Source organism: Salinibacter grassmerensis (assembly GCF_947077765.1).
GTDB lineage: Bacteria > Bacteroidota > Rhodothermia > Rhodothermales > Salinibacteraceae > Salinibacter > Salinibacter grassmerensis.
In genome coordinates this window covers 17450-34666 of record NZ_CAMTTF010000008.1, presented here as the reverse complement: position 1 = coordinate 34666, position 17217 = coordinate 17450, and the positions used below count along the sequence as shown (strand labels likewise).

General features: G+C 65.5%; 16 protein-coding genes and 1 pseudogene. 5 read left to right on the top strand and 12 right to left on the bottom strand.

What is annotated here, in order from left to right; all coding sequences use genetic code 11:
• Nucleotides 1-3 precede the first annotated feature (3 nt).
• Nucleotides 4-915, bottom strand: a complete 912-nt coding sequence (locus OJB03_RS13880) for a universal stress protein (RefSeq protein WP_263788471.1) — start codon at nt 913-915, stop codon at nt 4-6.
• 213 nt (nt 916-1128) lie between these two features.
• On the opposite strand from OJB03_RS13880, the gene OJB03_RS13875 reads away from it, so the two are divergent.
• A complete protein-coding gene (locus OJB03_RS13875) occupies nt 1129-1401 on the top strand; it encodes a hypothetical protein (RefSeq protein WP_263788469.1) in 273 nt (90 codons plus the stop codon).
• Between the two features lie 106 nt (nt 1402-1507).
• On the opposite strand, the pseudogene OJB03_RS15800 reads toward OJB03_RS13875, so the two are convergent.
• From OJB03_RS15800 to OJB03_RS13830, 8 genes and pseudogenes are all read right to left on the bottom strand, one after another.
• Nucleotides 1508-2781, bottom strand: a pseudogene (locus tag OJB03_RS15800) (MFS transporter).
• A 39-nt stretch (nt 2782-2820) separates the two neighbouring features.
• Nucleotides 2821-4137, bottom strand: a complete 1317-nt coding sequence (hemL, locus tag OJB03_RS13860; RefSeq protein WP_263788464.1) for a glutamate-1-semialdehyde 2,1-aminomutase — start codon at nt 4135-4137, stop codon at nt 2821-2823.
• Nucleotides 4138-4217: 80 nt separating this feature from the next.
• Nucleotides 4218-4814 carry a class I SAM-dependent methyltransferase gene (locus OJB03_RS13855; RefSeq protein WP_263788462.1) on the bottom strand — a complete coding sequence of 199 codons (597 nt, stop codon included), beginning with the start codon at nt 4812-4814 and terminating at the stop codon, nt 4218-4220.
• Nucleotides 4815-4869: 55 nt separating this feature from the next.
• Entirely contained in the window at nt 4870-6213 is a 1344-nt protein-coding gene (gene hemH, locus OJB03_RS13850; RefSeq protein WP_263788461.1) for a ferrochelatase, read from the bottom strand.
• 129 nt (nt 6214-6342) lie between these two features.
• A complete protein-coding gene (gene hemF, locus OJB03_RS13845) occupies nt 6343-7326 on the bottom strand; it encodes an oxygen-dependent coproporphyrinogen oxidase (protein WP_263788459.1) in 984 nt (327 codons plus the stop codon).
• Nucleotides 7327-7415: 89 nt separating this feature from the next.
• Complete coding sequence (locus tag OJB03_RS13840; RefSeq protein ID WP_263788457.1) at nt 7416-8114, bottom strand: RluA family pseudouridine synthase; 699 nt, start codon at nt 8112-8114, stop codon at nt 7416-7418.
• Between the two features lie 47 nt (nt 8115-8161).
• The gene (locus OJB03_RS13835) at nt 8162-9190 is read right to left on the bottom strand and encodes an NAD(P)H-dependent amine dehydrogenase family protein (RefSeq protein WP_263788454.1); all 1029 of its coding nucleotides are present in this window, start codon (nt 9188-9190) and stop codon (nt 8162-8164) included.
• Between the two features lie 75 nt (nt 9191-9265).
• Complete coding sequence (locus tag OJB03_RS13830) at nt 9266-10246, bottom strand: aspartate kinase (protein WP_263788452.1); 981 nt, start codon at nt 10244-10246, stop codon at nt 9266-9268.
• A gap of 138 nt (nt 10247-10384) precedes the next feature.
• Between OJB03_RS13830 and OJB03_RS13825 the strand changes: the two genes are divergently transcribed.
• Both OJB03_RS13825 and OJB03_RS13820 read left to right on the top strand, forming a co-directional pair.
• The gene (locus OJB03_RS13825) at nt 10385-11428 is read left to right on the top strand and encodes a nucleoside recognition domain-containing protein (RefSeq protein WP_263788450.1); all 1044 of its coding nucleotides are present in this window, start codon (nt 10385-10387) and stop codon (nt 11426-11428) included.
• Between the two features lie 48 nt (nt 11429-11476).
• Complete coding sequence (locus OJB03_RS13820; protein WP_263788449.1) at nt 11477-12022, top strand: spore maturation protein; 546 nt, start codon at nt 11477-11479, stop codon at nt 12020-12022.
• A gap of 61 nt (nt 12023-12083) precedes the next feature.
• Here the strand turns inward: OJB03_RS13820 and dacB are convergent, their stop codons facing one another.
• From dacB to OJB03_RS13805, 3 genes are all read right to left on the bottom strand, one after another.
• Nucleotides 12084-13637, bottom strand: a complete 1554-nt coding sequence (gene dacB, locus OJB03_RS13815; protein ID WP_263788448.1) for a D-alanyl-D-alanine carboxypeptidase/D-alanyl-D-alanine endopeptidase — start codon at nt 13635-13637, stop codon at nt 12084-12086.
• A gap of 51 nt (nt 13638-13688) precedes the next feature.
• Nucleotides 13689-15197: a M20 family peptidase gene (locus OJB03_RS13810; protein WP_263788447.1), complete on the bottom strand. Its 1509-nt coding sequence runs from the start codon at nt 15195-15197 to the stop codon at nt 13689-13691.
• 413 nt (nt 15198-15610) lie between these two features.
• Nucleotides 15611-16123 (bottom strand): hypothetical protein, encoded by a 513-nt coding sequence (locus OJB03_RS13805; RefSeq protein ID WP_263788446.1) that lies wholly within the window; start codon nt 16121-16123, stop codon nt 15611-15613.
• A gap of 237 nt (nt 16124-16360) precedes the next feature.
• Here OJB03_RS13805 and OJB03_RS13800 point away from each other — a divergent pair, with 237 nt between their 5' ends.
• Nucleotides 16361-16594 (top strand): hypothetical protein, encoded by a 234-nt coding sequence (locus OJB03_RS13800; RefSeq protein ID WP_263788443.1) that lies wholly within the window; start codon nt 16361-16363, stop codon nt 16592-16594.
• Between the two features lie 119 nt (nt 16595-16713).
• Nucleotides 16714-17202 (top strand): hypothetical protein, encoded by a 489-nt coding sequence (locus OJB03_RS13795; RefSeq protein WP_263788441.1) that lies wholly within the window; start codon nt 16714-16716, stop codon nt 17200-17202.
• Nucleotides 17203-17217: the final 15 nt, after the last annotated feature.

The window sequence follows — 17217 nt, the reverse complement described above, 5'->3', positions numbered from 1 at the left end:
TGGTTAGGAGTCGTCGGACGCGGGAAGCAGAGATTTCCCGAAGGACTTGACGGTGAAAACAGGTGCAGGGGCGCGGCGCAGTACCCGTTCCGCCACGCTCCCCAACAGCATCCGTTCGAGGCCCGTCCGGCCGTGGGTGGCAATGGCAAAGAGGTCCACCTCATTCGTCTCGGCGTAGTCCAGGATGGTAGAGGGGGCGTACCCAATCTTGGCCTCGACGGTGACGTGCTCGTATCCAATCTCGGTGCGGGCAAGGTCGGCCAGGCTCTCCTCTACACGCTCGATGACCTGCGCCCCCGGCAGGTTGGCGGGCTCCACCCCGTAGGCAGACGGATAAATCACCTCCTCCACCGCGTGGAGGAGCGTGATCTGTGCCCCGTAGGTCAGGGCCAGCTCCTTCGCGTGCCGGAGTGCCTCCAACGAGGCATCCGAGAAGTCGACGGGCACGAGGATGTTGCGCACGGCCCAGGCCGGAGCGTCGTCCCCCTCCCCCCGCACTGTAAGGACCGGACAGGGCGCCGTGCGGAGCACCTCTTCGGCCACGCTGCCGATGAGCAGACGCTGGAGGCCGCGGCGCCCGCGTGTGCCCGCCACAATGAGGTCAATCGCCTGCTCCTCGGCATACCCCACGATTGCCTCAGGCGGCGACTCGTGCTCTCGCTGCTCCTGAACGAGTGTGAGGGCGTTCAGGTCGACGTGCGGCGGAGGATCCCCGTCCACCGACAGAAGCTCGGACAGGGTGGACTCGGGGATCGGGACATCGTCGGCCGACGCGCCCCCCGATCGCTCCTCCGTCACGTTGAGTACATGCAACTCTGCTTCGTGCCAGGACGCGAGGGCCGCGGCATGCGGAAACGCCCGGTCGGCCCCCTTCGAAAAGTCAGTTGGCCAGAGAATTCGGCGAATGGAGAGCATAAGGGCCCGCTGTGTGTGAAAGATTTGGCTCCCTGAAATGTAAAGAAATTGTTTTAGAATGTGAACCCCAGATTCGAACCCGGACCGCCGTCGATCAGGGCCCTCCACGAAACCGGCCGAGGCCCGCTAAGAACAGAAACTTTTTATCGGACAATCAATTAATCTCCACAACAAACGGTTCGCTACGACGGCCACCAACCTGAATCCCCCTTTATGCGTGGAGTTAGCTTCAAGCCGCAGGACGCCGAAGACTTTTCGACCGGCGAGATCAAGTCGTACGGCGGCATTTACGCCGCTACGGCCGAGGACTTCGCTGGGGCCTTCGAAATGGGATCGGAGGACTTCATTGAGGTGGTCCAGTCGTCGGACGTAGATCCGCTCACCGAGGTGGGGGAGGACAAGGATCCTGGGAAGTACAGCCTCTCGTTTGAGCGAGACGAATTTGAGAAGCTGAAAGACCTCCTCCTGGAGCGGAAAGAGGAGTAACCTGTCTCCTGGTTGTGCTCGGATGGTCCCGCTCGGAGCCAGATCTCGGCTCGGGGCGGATTTTTTGTTGGGACGAACTCGCGTCGGCTCGCCCGAGATGGTCCCCTCACGCCGCGGACGGGGCCGGTTCGGCCTCGTCGACCTGCGTGCCCACCAACACCGCAGCGCCCACCGCGAGCAGACTGCCAATCCCGAAGGGCACGACGAACCCGAACGACACGAAGAAGCCCGCCATCAGTTGGCCGGAGGAGATGCCGAGCCCAAACGCTACGGTCAGCACGGCCAGCTGTGCCCCCGACTGCCCTTGTTTGGTATGGTCGCCCGCCAGGGCCAATGCCGGGGCAAACACCAGTGCGCCCGCTCCCCCCTGCAGCATCCGCACCACGATCATCTGCCAGGGCGCCCCCACCACGCCCTGCAGCAGTGTGGTGGGGACCAGTCCCACCAGGCCGAGCACAATGAACCACTTGCGCCCCATCCGGTCGCTGGCCCGTCCCACCACGGGCTGCAGGGCCGCGAGGGCCGCAATCAGGGCCACAAACTCGACGGCGAAGAGGAACGGCCCTTGTCCCAGCCGGGCATTCACCTCCGGCTCGATGGCGGACAGCAACGCCATGCAGCTTGCCATGATGAGGGTCGCGACCCCCAGCGCGAATATGGTGTCGAGCCGCCATCCTGATCCCGACCGGTCCCAGACCCGGAGGGCCAGACGCCGTTCCGTAGGGGCCGTGCCCTCGGGATCCTGCACGAGCGCCCCCACAAGGCCGGTTCCCAGAAACGCCGTGGCCGCGGCTACGGCGAACGTCGCCTCAAACCCTGTTACCTCCGCCCCCCCGGCAGCGTGAACGGGCCCATCTCGAGAAGCACGCTCGCCAAGAGGGGGCCGGCCCCGAAGCCGATGAGGCGGAAGGAGTTGTAGACGCCCATGTTACCGCCCCGGCTGCCCGCGTCGCTCAGCTCGTTGACGATGGCCAGGCTCGCCGTGATGGTAAAGGCGGCCGCGAGGCCCTGGACCACCCGCAGCACGAAGAGGTGCCAGTAGGCCGTGGCCGCCGCAAACGCCAGGTTGAGCCCCCCAAGAACCACGAGCCCGCCGATCACGAAGACCTTTCGGCGGCCGGCTCGATCGGACAGGCGCCCCGCCAGCGGCTGCGCGATGCTGCTCGCAATGCCAAACAACGCTAGGACGACGCCCGCGACCATCGAGGCCGGAACGCCGAAGATGCGTCCCCCGACCGCCTCACTCGCCACGTAGAGCGGGAGCACGATGATGAGAAATGAGTTGCCCACGGCGTCTGCCATGCGGGCAAGGGCCAGCGCGAGCACGCGTCGATCGACCCCGAGAAGCTGTCCCCCACCAGAAGGCGTCCGGTCGTCCATGTTCAGTTCGGAAACGCAAAAGGAACAAGCGGCTGCCGACTACGAGTGGACCTCTTTCAGGGCGCGGCGCTGGGCTTCGAGGGTCGCTTCGAGCTCGTCCTCGCCATGGCACGTGCCGTAGAACATCGCCTCAAACTGGGATGGAGGCAGATAGATGCCCTCCTCCAGCATGGCGTGGAAATAGGCTGCGTAGGCCTCCGTGTCCGCCGTCTGGGCCGTGTCCTGGTCCACGACCTCCGCCTCCGTAAAGAAGAGGCTGCCCATCGCCCCCACCTGGTGCGTCGTGTAGTCCAGCCCCAGCGCGTCGAGGTTGTGCTCCGTGCCCTTCTGCAGCGCCTCCGCGTAGTCCTCCAACTGGTCGTAGATGCGATCTTTCTCCCCGGCAATCTTGGAGAGAATGGCGTGCCCCGCCCGCATGGCGAGCGGATTCCCGCTGAGGGTACCGGCCTGGTAGACCGGCCCCGTCGGGGCGACGTAGTCCATGATCTCTTTTTTGCCACCGTACGCCCCAACCGGCAGCCCGCCGCCGATGATCTTGCCGAGGCAGGTCAGGTCCGGGATTACGCCGTAGCGCTCCTGCACGCCGCCCGGTGCCACCCGAAAGCCCGTCATGACCTCGTCGAAGACGAGCACGATGTCGTGGGCATTGCACAGCTCTCGCAGCCCCTCCAGGAACCCAGGCTCCGGCGGGATGCAGCCCATGTTGCCGGCCACCGGCTCCACGATGATGCAGGCCACTTCCCCCTGATTGGCTTCCACGAGGCGCTGGACGTGGTCCAGGTCGTTGTACTGGGCCAGCAGCGTGTCTTTCGCGTTGCCGTCGGTCACGCCGGGCGAGTCGGGCTTGCCGAGGGTCATGGCCCCACTGCCAGCCGAAATGAGGAAGAAGTCGCCGTGGCCGTGGTAGTTGCCCTCGAACTTGATGATCTTGTCGCGGTCCGTGTACCCTCGTGCCAGCCGGGCGGCGCTCATGGTCGCCTCCGTGCCCGAGTTCACCATCCGCACCTTTTCGACGGATGGGACGAGGTCGCAGACCAGGTCGGCCACTTCGATTTCGATCTCCGTGGGTGCCCCGAAGGAGGTAGACGCCTCAACCTGATCCTTCACCGCCTCCACCACGTCCGGATGGGAGTGCCCAAAAATCATCGGGCCCCAGGAGGCGACGTAGTCAAGATATTCGTTCGCGTCGGCATCCTCCAAGTACGCACCTTCGGCGCGTTCAATGAAAAGCGGGGTTCCCCCTACGCTATCGAAGGCGCGGGCAGGAGAGTTGACACCGCCCGGAATGGAGTGCTGAGCACGCTCGTAGAACCGACGGCTGTTCCGTAGGTCAACTTCGGAGGGAGCGACTTCCATGGCATCAGTGGTGCGATCGGTCAAGTGGTAACGGGCGGGTGGAGCCTTCGTGGACTCGAGACACAGCGTCTCGGCCACAGTCATTCGGGCGTCGACCGTTTCACACGTCGGTAGAGGGCGTGAACCCGAACTTCTCCGTTTTCCTCGACGCGGGACGGCGACTGAGACTCCACTAGTGATATATCCAGAGCCTCGGTGTCGAGGTCCGCCGGTGCAAAACGAGTTACAGTGTCGTCGTGGGACGCACTGTTGGGGTCGTCCATCGTCGCCGGGACGGTGTCGTCCATCGTCGCCGGGACGGTAAGGTACACCCACCCGCCGGGCGCCAGCAGGTTCTGGCTCTTGTTCAGGAGCGTTGCAAGGTCGGCCGGCGAGTCCACCAGGGCCTCCGTCCGGTCGGCAATGACCCAGTCAAAGGTCGCCTCCAGCTCGTCGAGCCCTTGTAGAGAGAGCTGCTGGACACACGTCTCCGCGGTCTCCTCGTCGACCAGATCGCGGACGACGGCCTGCGTGTCCTGAACCGCCCCCGGCCGGGGATCGCAGGCGTGAACGGGAAACCCAAGGCGCAGGAGGGCCTCGGTGTGGTCCCCCGCCCCGCATCCCAGATCCAGGACGGGGCTGGAGACCGGGACAGCCGCTAAGGTGCGCAACAGTTGATCGGACGGAGAAAGGCTCATTGTCAGCGACGAGGTGAATGTAGAGAACGTGTTGACTCAACCCGTAGTCGCGCTCCTACGAGTCTTCCTTCGACCGCGATTCCGCGGCGGGGCTCGAGCGTTCGTCGGGGGGCGATGCGGGTCGGTCGGTGGACGTCTCCGGCTGGGCCGGGCGGTCAGGACGCGTCCATCGGCGTGCGCCCCGCTGCCGCCCACAGGTCGGGCAAGGCCCGTCGCGGGTGACCGTGTGCCAGGGAAGCTGGTGGAAGGGCCGCAGCGGATAGGCCCGAGTGTGCCCGTCGCCCCGATGGCGGGGTTGGTTCGCATCCGTGGGGACGTCCAGCTGGGCCAGGGTGGCCTCCCCGAGGGCCTCTATGAACAACGGATGGGTGTTCAGGCCGGCCGTTACCTCGAAGTAGTCGACTCCGTGCGCCTCTGCTGTCTCGCGCACGTCCACGTCAAGGTCGTAGCGGATGTTGACGTGATCGGTCACGAAGCTGACGGGAACGACCAGGACCGCCCGTTGACCCTGATCTGCGAGCGCGGCGATGGTGTCCGGGGTGGAGGGCGTGAGCCAGTGGCTTGGCCCGATCAGGCTCTGGAAGGCCGTCCGGAAGGGGCGGTCTCGGCCTCGGTGCTGCATCACCTGCTCTACGGTCGAGTGCACGTGGCAGCAGTAGGGCGCTTTGCCCGGCCCCTGCGTGCCGAACACCGCACCGTGCGCACTGAAGACGAGAGCAACCTCCTCGCGCACGTGCCGCGGAAAGCGCTGCAGGGCTTCGTCAATTCGCTCCGAAAGGGCCTGTACGTATTTCGGATTGGCGGCGTACTCGGGCACCACGGTCGTCGGCCAGGACGGACGCTCCCCCCTCGCGCCCAACGCCTTCCAGTACGCAAGGGCCGAGCCCGTCGTGCCGGTGGAGTACTGCGGATACGAGGGCACCAGGACAACCTCGTCCACCCCGTCGGCCTCCATGTCGGCCGCCGCCTCTTCCATGAACGGACGCCCGTACCGCATCGCCGAGTACACACGGAACTTTACACCGGCCGGGTCTCCGTATCGGGCGTCGAGATGGCTCTGGAGCACCGTGGCCTGCTCTTGGGCCCGACGGGGCACGGGTGAGGCCCCACCGATGAGTTCGTATCGTTCACGGAGCGTTCCGCCCCGAAGGTAGGCGACCGACTTGGCCAGCCACCGACGCATCCGCCCACCGACCGGTAGGTCGAAGAGACGTGGGTCCATTAGCAGGCGATACAGAAACGGCTCGACCTCGTCCAGTGTGGACGGCCCCCCTAGGTTGAACAGCACCACGCCCACTCGGTCGCCCTCGTCAATCGGGAGAGGGGTTTGAGACGCACAATTCTCGGGACGTGTCCACTGACCAGGCTCATAGGCACGAAGGGTATCGAGTGGAGTCATACGGGCCGAGCGTGAACTCAGGGACCGAAGTTGGGGCTGTGACAACGCTGGTAAATTGAGCGGTGGCCCCTTCGTCCCGTTCCTCAGACGCGTTGAAATTCACCCTAAAACGCCCTCTCAGCAGGGTCTTCACGTGGTGCTAGCTGGGGCCTCGGCCTCTGTTACCGAAAGCCAATCCCGGGCCGTGAAGTACCACTGTGCGTCGGCCTCAGGCGTGCCCGGCTCCGGCGTATAATCGTACGGCCACTGCACCTGCGGCGGCATGCTCATGAGGATGCTCTCCGTGCGGCCGTCGGACTCCAGCCCAAACTTGGTCCCTCGGTCGTACACCAGGTTGAACTCCACGTACCGCCCCCGTCGGACGCGTTGATACGCCTTTTCCTGCGTTCCGTAGGCCTCGTCTTTGCGTCGCTTCAGGATGGGAAGATATGACTCAAGAAAGGCCCGGCCCGCTTCCCGCGTGAAGAAAAACAGTCCCTCCGGGTCCTCGCGAAGGTAGTCGTAAAATATGCCGCCCACGCCCCGCGCCTCGTCTCGATGGTCCAGGTAAAAGTAGTCGTCGCACTTGTCCTTGAAGGCGGCGTAGTCGGCCACCTCGTGCCGATCACACACGTCCTTCCACACTTGATGAAAGTGCTGGGTGTCATCGAGCCGGGGGTAGTACGGAGTCAGGTCGGCCCCGCCGCCGAACCACTGGTCTATCGGGTCCATGAGGTCGTCGCCCAGCGCAAAGTACCGGAAGTTGGCGTGGACGGTCGGAACGTGGGGGGAGGACGGGTGAATCACCAGAGAGAGACCGGTGGCATAGAACGGCGCCTCCTCAACGTCGAACTCGCGGGCCATCCGCTCCGGCAGCGTGCCATGGACCGCAGAGGTATTGACCCCTCCCTTCTCAAACACGTCGCCCCCCTCGATCACCGCCGTGATACCGCCGCCGCCTTCGTCCCGGGACCAGCGATCCACCTCGAACGAGGTCTCCGGCTCGAGGTCGTCGAGCGCCCGGGTGATTCGAAGCTGGAGGGCCTCGACGAACCGCTTCATGCGGTGCGCCATCGGAATGTCGTCCCGCGGGTCCTCACGGAGGGTCTCAAGACGGTCAAAATCATCGCCCATGGTCGTAGACTGCAATTCGTTCGAAAGATCGGAAGGCGTGTGCAGGCCCCTGCCGGGCAGTCTTCGTACCCCGGGTCCTCTCCGGAACGCTAGGACGGCTGCTCGCGGTCGAGCATCCGGTCGAGGGCCGTGTTCATCGCATCGGTAAGGACACCCGACCAGCCCGCCGGGGGCGGCGCCACGAACGTCTCGCGGCGCGGGTGAGCAGGGTGGTCGGCCCGCAGAAGGACGTGGTGCAACGCGATGGCGCGGTCCGGAAGCGAGCCCGATGCACCGTACCGCTCATCCCCCACCACCGGATGCCCCCGGCTCGCGGCCTGGAGGCGAATCTGGTGCGGGCGCCCGGTCTGGAGCGTCACCTGCAGGAGCGTACGGGCACTGTCCGATTCGAGCACCTGCCAGTCAAGCGCGGCCCGCTTGCCCTCGGGATGGTCAGGGTCCACGAGCCGAGGCTGCCGGTCGGGCTTCGCGATGTAGTCCGTCCACGAACCGATGCCCCGAAGTGTGCCCTCCACGACCACCACGTACCGCTTCTCGACCAGCCGCTCTCGAAACTGCCGGGACAGATGCCGGGCGGCCTCCGACGATCGTGCCAGGGCCATCACCCCCGACGAGGGCCGGTCGAGCCGGTGCACCAGTCCAAGAAACGGCGCTCCCTCCGTCTCGCCGGACAGCATCTCTTTGCCACGCGAGACGACGTCCGGGTCGCCGGTATGATCGGGCTGGGCAAGCAGTCCGGGCGGCTTGTTGATAACCAGAAGGTGCTCATCGCGGTGCAAAGGGGTCACGGGACCGACCGGGTATTTGAACGCAGCAGTTCGCCGGACTTCTCCTCCTAGGCACTCACCGCAGGGCTCGTCGCGAAGGCGCGGGGCACGGGCAGGTCGGCCATGGTGTGTAGGCCGGGCGAGGCATTGGCGACCAGCGGAGCCGCGTTCACCAGCATGCCCACCGTGGCGGTATCCCCGAAGATGCCCCCCTGGAACCGAAGGTCGATGGGCGGGCTCCCATCGACCGTGACCGTGTCGTAGGATTCGTCCGCCCCGACGTACATCTTGAGATCAAGGCTCAGCCGCGACTCACCGGCGACCTGTCCGACGGCAGTGTGGTGAATGCCCGCCACCTGCCCAGCCGCCACCTGTCGGAATCCCGTGTTGACCAGTTCATCGGCGCGGACCGGCTGGAGCTCCTCCGTGATGCCCTCCAGCGACCACCCGAGCCCGTCCGCCACCAGTCGTAGGGACTCGCGGAGGCCGATGTGTCCGAAGGGTCCCCCCTCCTTCTTCTCCTCAAAGGCCTCCGGAGACAATCCGGCCCCCACCTTCGCCTGCAGCGGCTCGCGCCGCTTCCCCGCATCGACCACCCGCTCAACGTGCACGGCCTGCACGTCAGTACACCCCGCCGTCGCCATGAGGGGGACCGTGTCCATGGCGTAGCCGGGGTTCACCCCGGTGCCAACAAGTGCCACGCCTTCCTCCTGTGCAGCGCGGTCGAGCCGATCGGCCGGGTCGGGCGACCAGTGATGCGGGAACGAAAGCTCCTCGGTGGAGGAAACGACGTGGGCCCCGGCCCGAACGCATCGGAGCAGTTGCTCGGTCACGCCCTCCAGGAAAGAGGTGGTGGTGTGGAGCACCACGTCGGGCGCCCCGTCGGCCAGGGCGGTTTCGGCGTCGTCCGATACGTGAACCCCAGTGGGCGAGACATCATCGCCGACCAGGTCGGCGACATCGCGCCCCGTCTTGTCCGGATCGATGTCCACCGCCCCAACGAGGGTGAGTGGCTCCTTTTCGAGGACCGTCCGGGCAACCGCCTGCCCAATGGGCCCGAGGCCGTACTGAAGGACACGAAGAGAGTCGGTCGGCACGAGAAGAGCGGCAGTTTGACGAGAGAAGGTACGGTGACATGCTCAAAGCCTCCACTGGAGCAGAGGCCTGGCCTCTCACGGCATCGGCCAGAGCGCATCGGCGGTGCTGTCTGCCGGCACGATCGGGGTCCCCGGGCACTCCGGCGCGACGATGGACCGCACCTGCATGGGAATGCCCGCGTCGGCGAGCGGGCGCAGCGTCTTGGGATGCATGCCCAACCCTCCCGACGCACTGCGAGCAATGGCCTCTTCCATCGATAAGTGGTCAACCCGCTCGGCGTCCTCGTTCGCGTCCGGGTCGTCGGTGTAAATTCCGTCGACGTCGGTGTACCGGGTGAGCCCTTGTGCCCCGAGAAATTTTGCGAAGAGGGCCGCCGAGTAGTCGCTTCCCTCAAATCCAAGGGTCGTGGTGCTGCCGGCCTCGGTGGCCCCGACAAACCCGGCCACGACGGGCACGGCCGCCGGATCCAATGATCGGTACCACGAGCGCACCCGCTCGGACGTGTCGTCGTGCTGTACCTGGGCCGCCCCAAACGTATCGTCCGTGACGACCAGTTCGGTGGCGTCACACCGCGGGGCACGGAGCCCGGCGTCCCGGAGTGCCAGGGTCACCATCGGCACCGAGAGCTGCTCTCCCACAGCGAGCACCGCGTCCCGGGCGGCGGGTGCGTCTGCGTCCGGCCCGACCCGCTCGAAGGCGCATCGGAGGGCGTCCAGGCGCTCGTCGAGAATCGCGTCGTAGGTGGGCTTCTGGTCTGCACTCAGCACCGCCTCCGCCTGCTCGGCGTGACGGGCCCGGAGGGTTTCGGCCAGGTTCTCCACGACCGTCGTGCCGTCGGCCCGGGACGACACCGCCTCAAGAGCACTCGCCAGCTGTCGCGACACCCCCGAGAGCGCCGACACGATCGCGACGACGCGCCCCTCGGCAGCCGCCTCCCGGATCAGTCGCACGACGGTTCGGAACCGACCTGGCCGGCCCACCGACGTTCCCCCGAACTTGAACGCCACGAGGGGCGGCTCCGGAAAATCTGGCGGCGGAGACGACACGTCAGACACAGATTCGTAGCAGGCTGCAGGAAACAAGACATCGCGCCCTGCAACCACCGATTTTCGGGCAGTGTTCCTCTCCTCCGCCCAGGGCCACTTCCCCGACGCACCACTCCTCGTCCATTTCTCTTCCGGGCGGCAGTCCGTATGATAAGAAGCGATTCGTGCCTGCCCTACGACGCCAAAGTGCCCATGCTCAACTACATCTGGAGTGGGCTCATTATCGGGAGCCTGCTGTTCGCCCTGACTGTGGACACCCAGGAGCTGGTCGAGAACCGGTTCCGGAACGATACCGCCCTCCCCGTCGCAATCGAATTCCCCGACGGCTACGCGCCGGACACACGCCGTCAGCCGGTCGAGGTCCGGATCGACTCTTCCACTTACCAGGACCTGTACGACGTGGATGCGGCGCCGGACCCGGCCTATGCCGGCACGCTCGTGCAGACCCAGGAAGGTCAGAAGATTGAACTCGACCCGGACGCCGATCTTCCCGAGCCGCTCGCCACCATTCAGTCGTTTCACGCGACGGACGACAATCCAGCCCTCCGCGGCACCCTCCAGGAGGCGTCACAGACGGCCGCCGGGGTGGGCCGGACCGAAACGGCACTGCAGTTCGAGCCCGTTCGCTTTCGCAAACTGAACGACATCGCGCAGGCGGCCCTCAACTTTGCGGAGACGGCTGCCTCTCTCGCCCTTAGCCTGATCGGCGTCCTCGGGCTCATGCTGGGCCTCGTGAAGATCGGCGAGGAGGCAGGGCTCATTGAATCTCTCACCGGCATCGTGCAGCCCATTCTGAGCCCCCTCTTTCCCAACGTGCCGGATGATCATCCGGCCCTCGCCAACATCAGCCTCAACCTGTTGGCGAACGTGTTCGGCCTGGGCAACGCGGCGACCCCCTTGGGGATCAAGGCCATGGAGGACCTCCAGGAGCTGAATCCGTCGGACGAGAAGGCGAGCGACGACATGGTGATGCTGCTGGCGCTCAACACCTCGAGCGTGCAGCTCGTCCCGCCCTCGCTCTTGGTGGCCATCATGGGCCTGCAGATCAACCAGCTCTTCTTCTCTATTACGCTGGCGACCCTCTTCTCGACCATCGCCGGCATCCTCGGCACCCTGGCCCTCCACCGGCTTCCGTACTTCCGTGCGACGGCCCCGCACCGCACCGCCGACGCCGAGGACTCGACCGAGTAGTGTTCGGCTCGCCTCCCTTTTCCTGTACGCGCACCACATGCGACCGCTATGCTTGAAACCATCCGCTCTATCGTTGGCGTGCTGTCGGCCTTCGTGCTGCCGGCTCTTCTCGTCGGCTTCCCCCTCTACGGCCTCATCAAAGGCGTCCGGGTTTACGAGGTCTTCGTCGAGGGCGCCAAGGAGGGCTTCGACGTGGCCGTAACCATTATTCCCTACCTGATCGCCATTCTCTTCGCCATCGGGATGTTTCGGGCCTCGGGCGCCATGGACTACCTAGTGAACGTGCTCGACCCCGTACTGGGCGTCATTGGGGTGCCCGCCGAGGTTCTTCCAATGGGCATCGTGCGCCCCCTCACGGGCTCCGGCTCCGCGGGCCTCGTGGCCGATATGATCAACCAATACGGCGAGGACTCTCTCGTGGTGAAGATGGCCGCAACCATGTTTGGCTCCACCGAGACCACGTTCTACGTCATCGCGGTCTACTTCGGCGCCGTCAACATCCGCGACACCCGCCACGCCGTTCCCGCCGGCCTGTTCGCCGACTTCGTCGGCTTCCTGGCGTCCGTGTACATGGTGCAGTTGCTGTTTGGATAGTGCGGGGATTGGATCGCGCAGGGCCCCAGCCGGCGGCCCGCCCCGGAACGGCTGGGGACGCTTACAGGGGGAGCTCCGCCAGCGCGTTTACGATGGCGTCCTGGGCGGCCCGCACCTCCTCCGTGTCGGCCAGGTGGTGATTGCAAAAAATCACGAAGGCAAGCGGCGTGCCAGAGGGAGTGTTTACGTATCCGCTGAGCGCACTGGCCCCGGTCAGCGTGCCGGTCTTGGCGCGCATCTCGCCCCGGGCCGCGGTGCCTCGGGGGAACCGATACTCGAGGGTGCCCTCTCGCCCCCCCATCGGCAGCGAGTCGTAGAACGCCGCGCTGCGGTCGGGCGGCGCCTGCCCCCACATGTGCGTCAGGAGTCGGCTCATGGCACGGGGACGCACGTAGTTCTTGCGCGAGAGGCCCGAGCCGTCCACGACCCGAACCCGACTGGTGTCGATGCCCACCTCCGACAGCTCCGTGCGCACGGCCAAGGCGCCAAGCGCCGCCGAGCCCACCGTGAGGTCGTCGGCCGTGGTGTCCGGGGGCCCCACCACTGCGAGGGTGCGGAGGAGCTGCTCGGCGTAGAGATTCTGGCTCTCATGGTTCATTATCCGTACGATGTCCCGCAGCGGGGGCGATCGATACGTCCCGACCCGCCGCACTGAGTCGGCCTCGTAGTGCGGCTTGAGGGGCGCATCATCCACGTCTCGCCCTTGTCCCGCCACCGAGATGCCCTCCCGGAGCAGCACGGCCCGCAGCGTGTGGGCAAAATAGTTCGTCGGCTCGGTGATGGTGAGCGTCTCCTCCTGGACCTCGTTCGGATGGATTCGCGAGCGGACCGTGAAGGTGTTTTCTGAGAAGGGACGGTCGTATTCCTCGTCGGACGTCGAATCTCGCGGCACAGTTCGGCTCTGATTGCGGACCCGAACGAAGTCGGTCTCGAAGGGCGACCAGGTGACGCGACCGGGTGCGCTCACCTCACGGCCCCGCACCTCCAGGTCAATGGTGTTGCCGTTGAAGACGAGTCCATTGACCTCTGCGGCGTACGAGTAGGGCACGTCGTTCCAGCTCCATCCGTCCCCGAGCGGCACGTCGCTGAACGGGTCGTCGTCCCCCAGAATGTCGCCTTCGATGCGCGTGATGCCGGCCGCCCGCAGCGAGTCCGCCCAGTCCCGGAAGACCGCCGTGGGGTCGTCCCGCTGGGCATAGCCGCCCAGCGTCGGGTCTCCGCTCCCCCGCACGATCAGGTTCCCGCGCAGGACGCCATTCTGCACCAGCCCGTCCACGTAAAGCCCCGTTTCGTACCGGTACGAAGGGCCCAGCCGGCGGAGGGCCGCCACCGCAGTTAGGAGTTTGGTGGTGGAGGCGGGCGTGAACAGCTGCTCCGGATTGTGCTGAAACAGGCGCTTGCCCGTCTCCACGTTGGTCACCTCAATGCCCCAAAGTGCGCCCGTGTACGGGGCGGCGTCGATCGTGTCGGTGACGACGGACTGGATATACGCCCGGGTGGACTGGGGCTCGGTGACCGGCTGGGCGCCGGCCGTTTTTCCTATCCCCACTGTGAGCATCAGGAGCCCCGCAATAAGCGCCGCCCTCTCCCCAAACGGCAAATTGGATCGCGACATAGACGTGTGGACGTGGTGCTGGTGGTTCAGGGGAGACGAGGCTGGATGCCGTCAGCCGTCCGGCTCAGCGCTGGACGTTTGCGCGACCGGAAGACGATCGGCGTTGCGGAGGAGTTGGGTGTAGAACTGGACGACCGTCCGGTAGTCGTCGACCGCGATGCGCTCATTGGCCCCGTGGATGCGGCTTCGGTCGTCCGGGCCGAGTTGATATGGCACAAACCGGTACACCGCGTCGCTGTGGTCCGCGTAGTAGCCACTGTCCGTGCGCCCGGGCAGGAGGTACGGGGCCACGACGACCGAGTCCGCCGTGACCTGCCCGATGGTTCGCTGCATCATCCGGAACGCCGGCGTTTCGATCGCCGAAACCGACGGGGGTGGGGTCGACCGGATCGGCTCAATCCGAACAGGCAACCCGTCCAGGAGGCGCCGGACGTGGGCGACGACCTCGGGGATCGACTGGCTCGGCAGAATCCGAAAGTTGACGACGGCCCGGGCCTCCGTCGGAATGACGTTGTCCTTCACGCCGGCGTCGAGGCGCGTCGGCACGGTCGTCGTCCGGATGGCGGCCCGGGTCGCCGGGCGGCGGTTCATGACAGTTCGAAGGATCGGGGCCGTGAGCCACCGATTCGCCAGAACCGTACGCATCGGAAGCGTCACCTCCGGCGCGAGGTAGTCGAACAGGGTGCTCGCCACGCCCGTGAGGCGGGACGGCAGGGGATTGTCACGCAGCCGGGTCAGTGCTTCAGCGAGAACCTCGATGCTCGTTCGGGACGGCGGCACGGACGAGTGCCCCCCGGGCCCATCGGCCCGAAGGGACAGGCTCAAAAACCCTTTCCCCGCCACGCCCACGACGGCGAGGGGGTCCGTCAGGCCCGGAAGCGCGCCCCGCGTGACGGCGCCTCCTTCGTCCACCACCAGCGCCGGGGAGACGCCCCCAGCCGTAATTCGTTCGGACAGGGCACGGCCGCCCCGCGTCCCGCCCACCTCTTCGTCGTGCCCAAAGGCCACGTGCACGGTTCGCCGCGGTGTTATGTCCTGTTTCAGCAGGGCCTCGATGGCCTCCAGGATGCCGAGGGCGCTCGCCTTGTCGTCAAGGGCACCGCGCCCCCACACGTGCTCGTCCGCGATCCGGCCCCCGAACGGCGGATGCGCCCAGGCAGAGGAGTCCTCGATCGGGACCACGTCGACGTGCGCCATGAGCACGATCGGCGCAAGGGAGGGGTCACTGCCTCTCCAGGTGTAGAGGCGACTCAGTCCGTTGACGTGCGTCGTGTCGAGGGCAGCATGGACGGCCGGAAAGGCCTGGGCCGCATACCGATAAAACTCTCGGAACGCTGCCGAGTCGAGCTTCGCGGGATCCTGCTGGGTAATCGTTCGGATTTTGAGGGCCTCGGCGAGCCGCTGTGGAGCTTCGGGGGCGACCGCCGGGTTCACCGGATCCGTCTGGACCTGGCGCGATTCAACCCGGCTGGTTTGAACCGCGACGACGGCAAGCACACCTCCGAGCGCCAGTCCTGTGCCAATCAGGAGACGCCGGCCGGGAAACCAGTCGGGGAGCATAGGAGACGTATCGGGGGGACTGAATCACAATGCCGCCCTCCGCCACGACCCATCCGGGCACAGGTTCCAAACAGAAAACCACACCTGTGTCCGGATTTCCGCGCTGCGATTTCTGGGTCCTTCCCGTCTCGTTTCGTCGTCGAGTACGGCCTCCTTACAGTCAAGTCCTAAAAAAGATTATCGCCGGATACCTATTCGTGCCGTGCATGCTGAAGTGGGATCTAGTCTCTCGCCCCTGGCATGTGCCGGGATTGAGCCATGGACGCGGCAGGGGGGGCGGGGACACTTCCCGGCCTAAGCTCTGCCCCCCGTAAGGCACCCGTTGCGCCCACGGCAGCCGCACAGCGTTTCACTGAGGGCAGAGCGCCACCGCTATGCTCGTGTGTCTGGGGGCCTTTTTCCCAAACCCGACGCTAGTTTAGACACAGCGACCCGTACTGGGTGACGTGGACGGGCATGAAGGGAGCCGGGGGCGGCGCTGACCCTTCGACTTCGGGCTCGGCCTCCGGGGCGGGATCTGGGGGCAGCGCTTCTCCGCTCGGCTCAAAGAACGCCAGCGTTTCCGCAATCTCCTTCCCATCCTCGCCAAACAGGGTTGCCCGGACGTGATAGCGGGGCGGCTCCGCAAGAACCACCTCTGCGCTCGCCTGGACCGACCCTCGGTAGTCGGGCCGATGGACGCTCATGTTGAAGCGCTCCAACGAAAGTTGTCCCTCCTTCTCGACTGAGCCCGCCGCCAGGGACGCGGCGTCGGCCAGAAGCTGCTGGTGGGGGACACGGGTCACCAAGGCCTGTTCCATCTCTCCCTCAATCACGCCCACCACCTCGGCGTACCCGTAGGAGATGTCCACGGGGCCGGTGGCGTGGTCGGAGGAAGCAGTCGAGTAGAGATGCTTCAAGCGCTGATAGTGCTGCTGGGCAACCATGCCGGACAGGATATTGTGGGAGCAAACGGGGCGAAAATGTTCAAACATCTTCGGCGGCCGGGCAACGACCCGACGCGTGCAGTGGTATTGCCTTCCAAAATAAGTGCCAGGCAGGAAATCCTGCCCGAATGGCAGAAGCCCGGCGAAGGACCCATGAACCAACTCGCGTTTCTTCACCCACAGGCGGTATCCTGAAAGCCTGTCACCCTTTTTCAACCCTCCCCATCCCTTTTGACCATGTCTTTGACTCTAGAACAGCAGCGTGCGGTGGCCAATCACCTCAAATCCCGGGCCCAACCGCCACAGTGTCCCGTCTGCAGCGCCGCCAACATGACTGTGCAGGAAGAGGTCACGCTCCTCCCGACGGATGCGGATGACCCTTCGACGGTGCCCCGCGTGAATGTGTTGTGTGAGTACTGCGGGTACGTGCTACACTTTTCCCCATCTGCGCTCGGCCTTTCACTTCAGTAGATGGGGACCGTCGCAGAGGCACCAGGCGCGTAACGGAGCGAGGCACTCTTCACCAAAGGGTATAGAAGTGTGTATTCAGTCTTCTTCCTCGTGCTCTCGCTCACAGCTTAGCCCTCTTCATGAAGTGGCTCAAATCGATCCTCGTCGGCGTTCTCGGAAGCCTCGTCATGTTTCTACTCATAATGCTCGGCATTCACGGCACGGGCATCGCGCCCTTCAACCTTCCTCCGTCGGCTGCCTTCTTGGAGCAACTCGGCCTGAACGCAGGACCGCTTCCTCTTCTTATTCACTTCGGCTACGGGGCCACTTGGTCCGTGATGCTGGTGGTCCTGTACGGATCTGACACCGGTGTTCGACAGGGCATTTATCTCGCCACGGGCCTCTGGCTTTTCATGATGCTTGTCTACTCCCCGCTGATTGGGTGGGGCGTCTTCGGGGTCGGCGGCTCAGGCCATGACCTCGCCGCGAGCAGCCCTCTGTACCTCGGCTCAACGGTCAAGTACGTCGTCGCGACGCTCCTGCTTCACCTGATCTACGGGGCTGTCATCGGTGGCCTCAATCCGGCCTGGATCCAGTTTGAGGAGCCATCGACACGGTCTACGGCGTAGACTCGGCCGGGCGCG

Bases quoted from the DNA above. Each gene is read 5' to 3' on its own strand.
- OJB03_RS13880 (WP_263788471.1), bottom strand. From the start codon at position 915: ATGCTCTCCATTCGCCGAATTCTCTGGCCAACTGACTTTTCGAAGGGG.
- OJB03_RS13875 (WP_263788469.1), top strand. From the start codon at position 1,129: ATGCGTGGAGTTAGCTTCAAGCCGCAGGACGCCGAAGACTTTTCGACC.
- hemL (WP_263788464.1), bottom strand. From the start codon at position 4,137: ATGGAAGTCGCTCCCTCCGAAGTTGACCTACGGAACAGCCGTCGGTTC.
- OJB03_RS13855 (WP_263788462.1), bottom strand. From the start codon at position 4,814: ATGAGCCTTTCTCCGTCCGATCAACTGTTGCGCACCTTAGCGGCTGTC.
- hemH (WP_263788461.1), bottom strand. From the start codon at position 6,213: ATGACTCCACTCGATACCCTTCGTGCCTATGAGCCTGGTCAGTGGACA.
- hemF (WP_263788459.1), bottom strand. From the start codon at position 7,326: ATGGGCGATGATTTTGACCGTCTTGAGACCCTCCGTGAGGACCCGCGG.
- OJB03_RS13825 (WP_263788450.1), top strand. From the start codon at position 10,385: ATGATAAGAAGCGATTCGTGCCTGCCCTACGACGCCAAAGTGCCCATG.
- OJB03_RS13820 (WP_263788449.1), top strand. From the start codon at position 11,477: ATGCTTGAAACCATCCGCTCTATCGTTGGCGTGCTGTCGGCCTTCGTG.
- dacB (WP_263788448.1), bottom strand. From the start codon at position 13,637: ATGTCGCGATCCAATTTGCCGTTTGGGGAGAGGGCGGCGCTTATTGCG.
- OJB03_RS13810 (WP_263788447.1), bottom strand. From the start codon at position 15,197: ATGCTCCCCGACTGGTTTCCCGGCCGGCGTCTCCTGATTGGCACAGGA.
- OJB03_RS13805 (WP_263788446.1), bottom strand. From the start codon at position 16,123: ATGGTTGCCCAGCAGCACTATCAGCGCTTGAAGCATCTCTACTCGACT.
- OJB03_RS13800 (WP_263788443.1), top strand. From the start codon at position 16,361: ATGTCTTTGACTCTAGAACAGCAGCGTGCGGTGGCCAATCACCTCAAA.
- OJB03_RS13795 (WP_263788441.1), top strand. From the start codon at position 16,714: ATGAAGTGGCTCAAATCGATCCTCGTCGGCGTTCTCGGAAGCCTCGTC.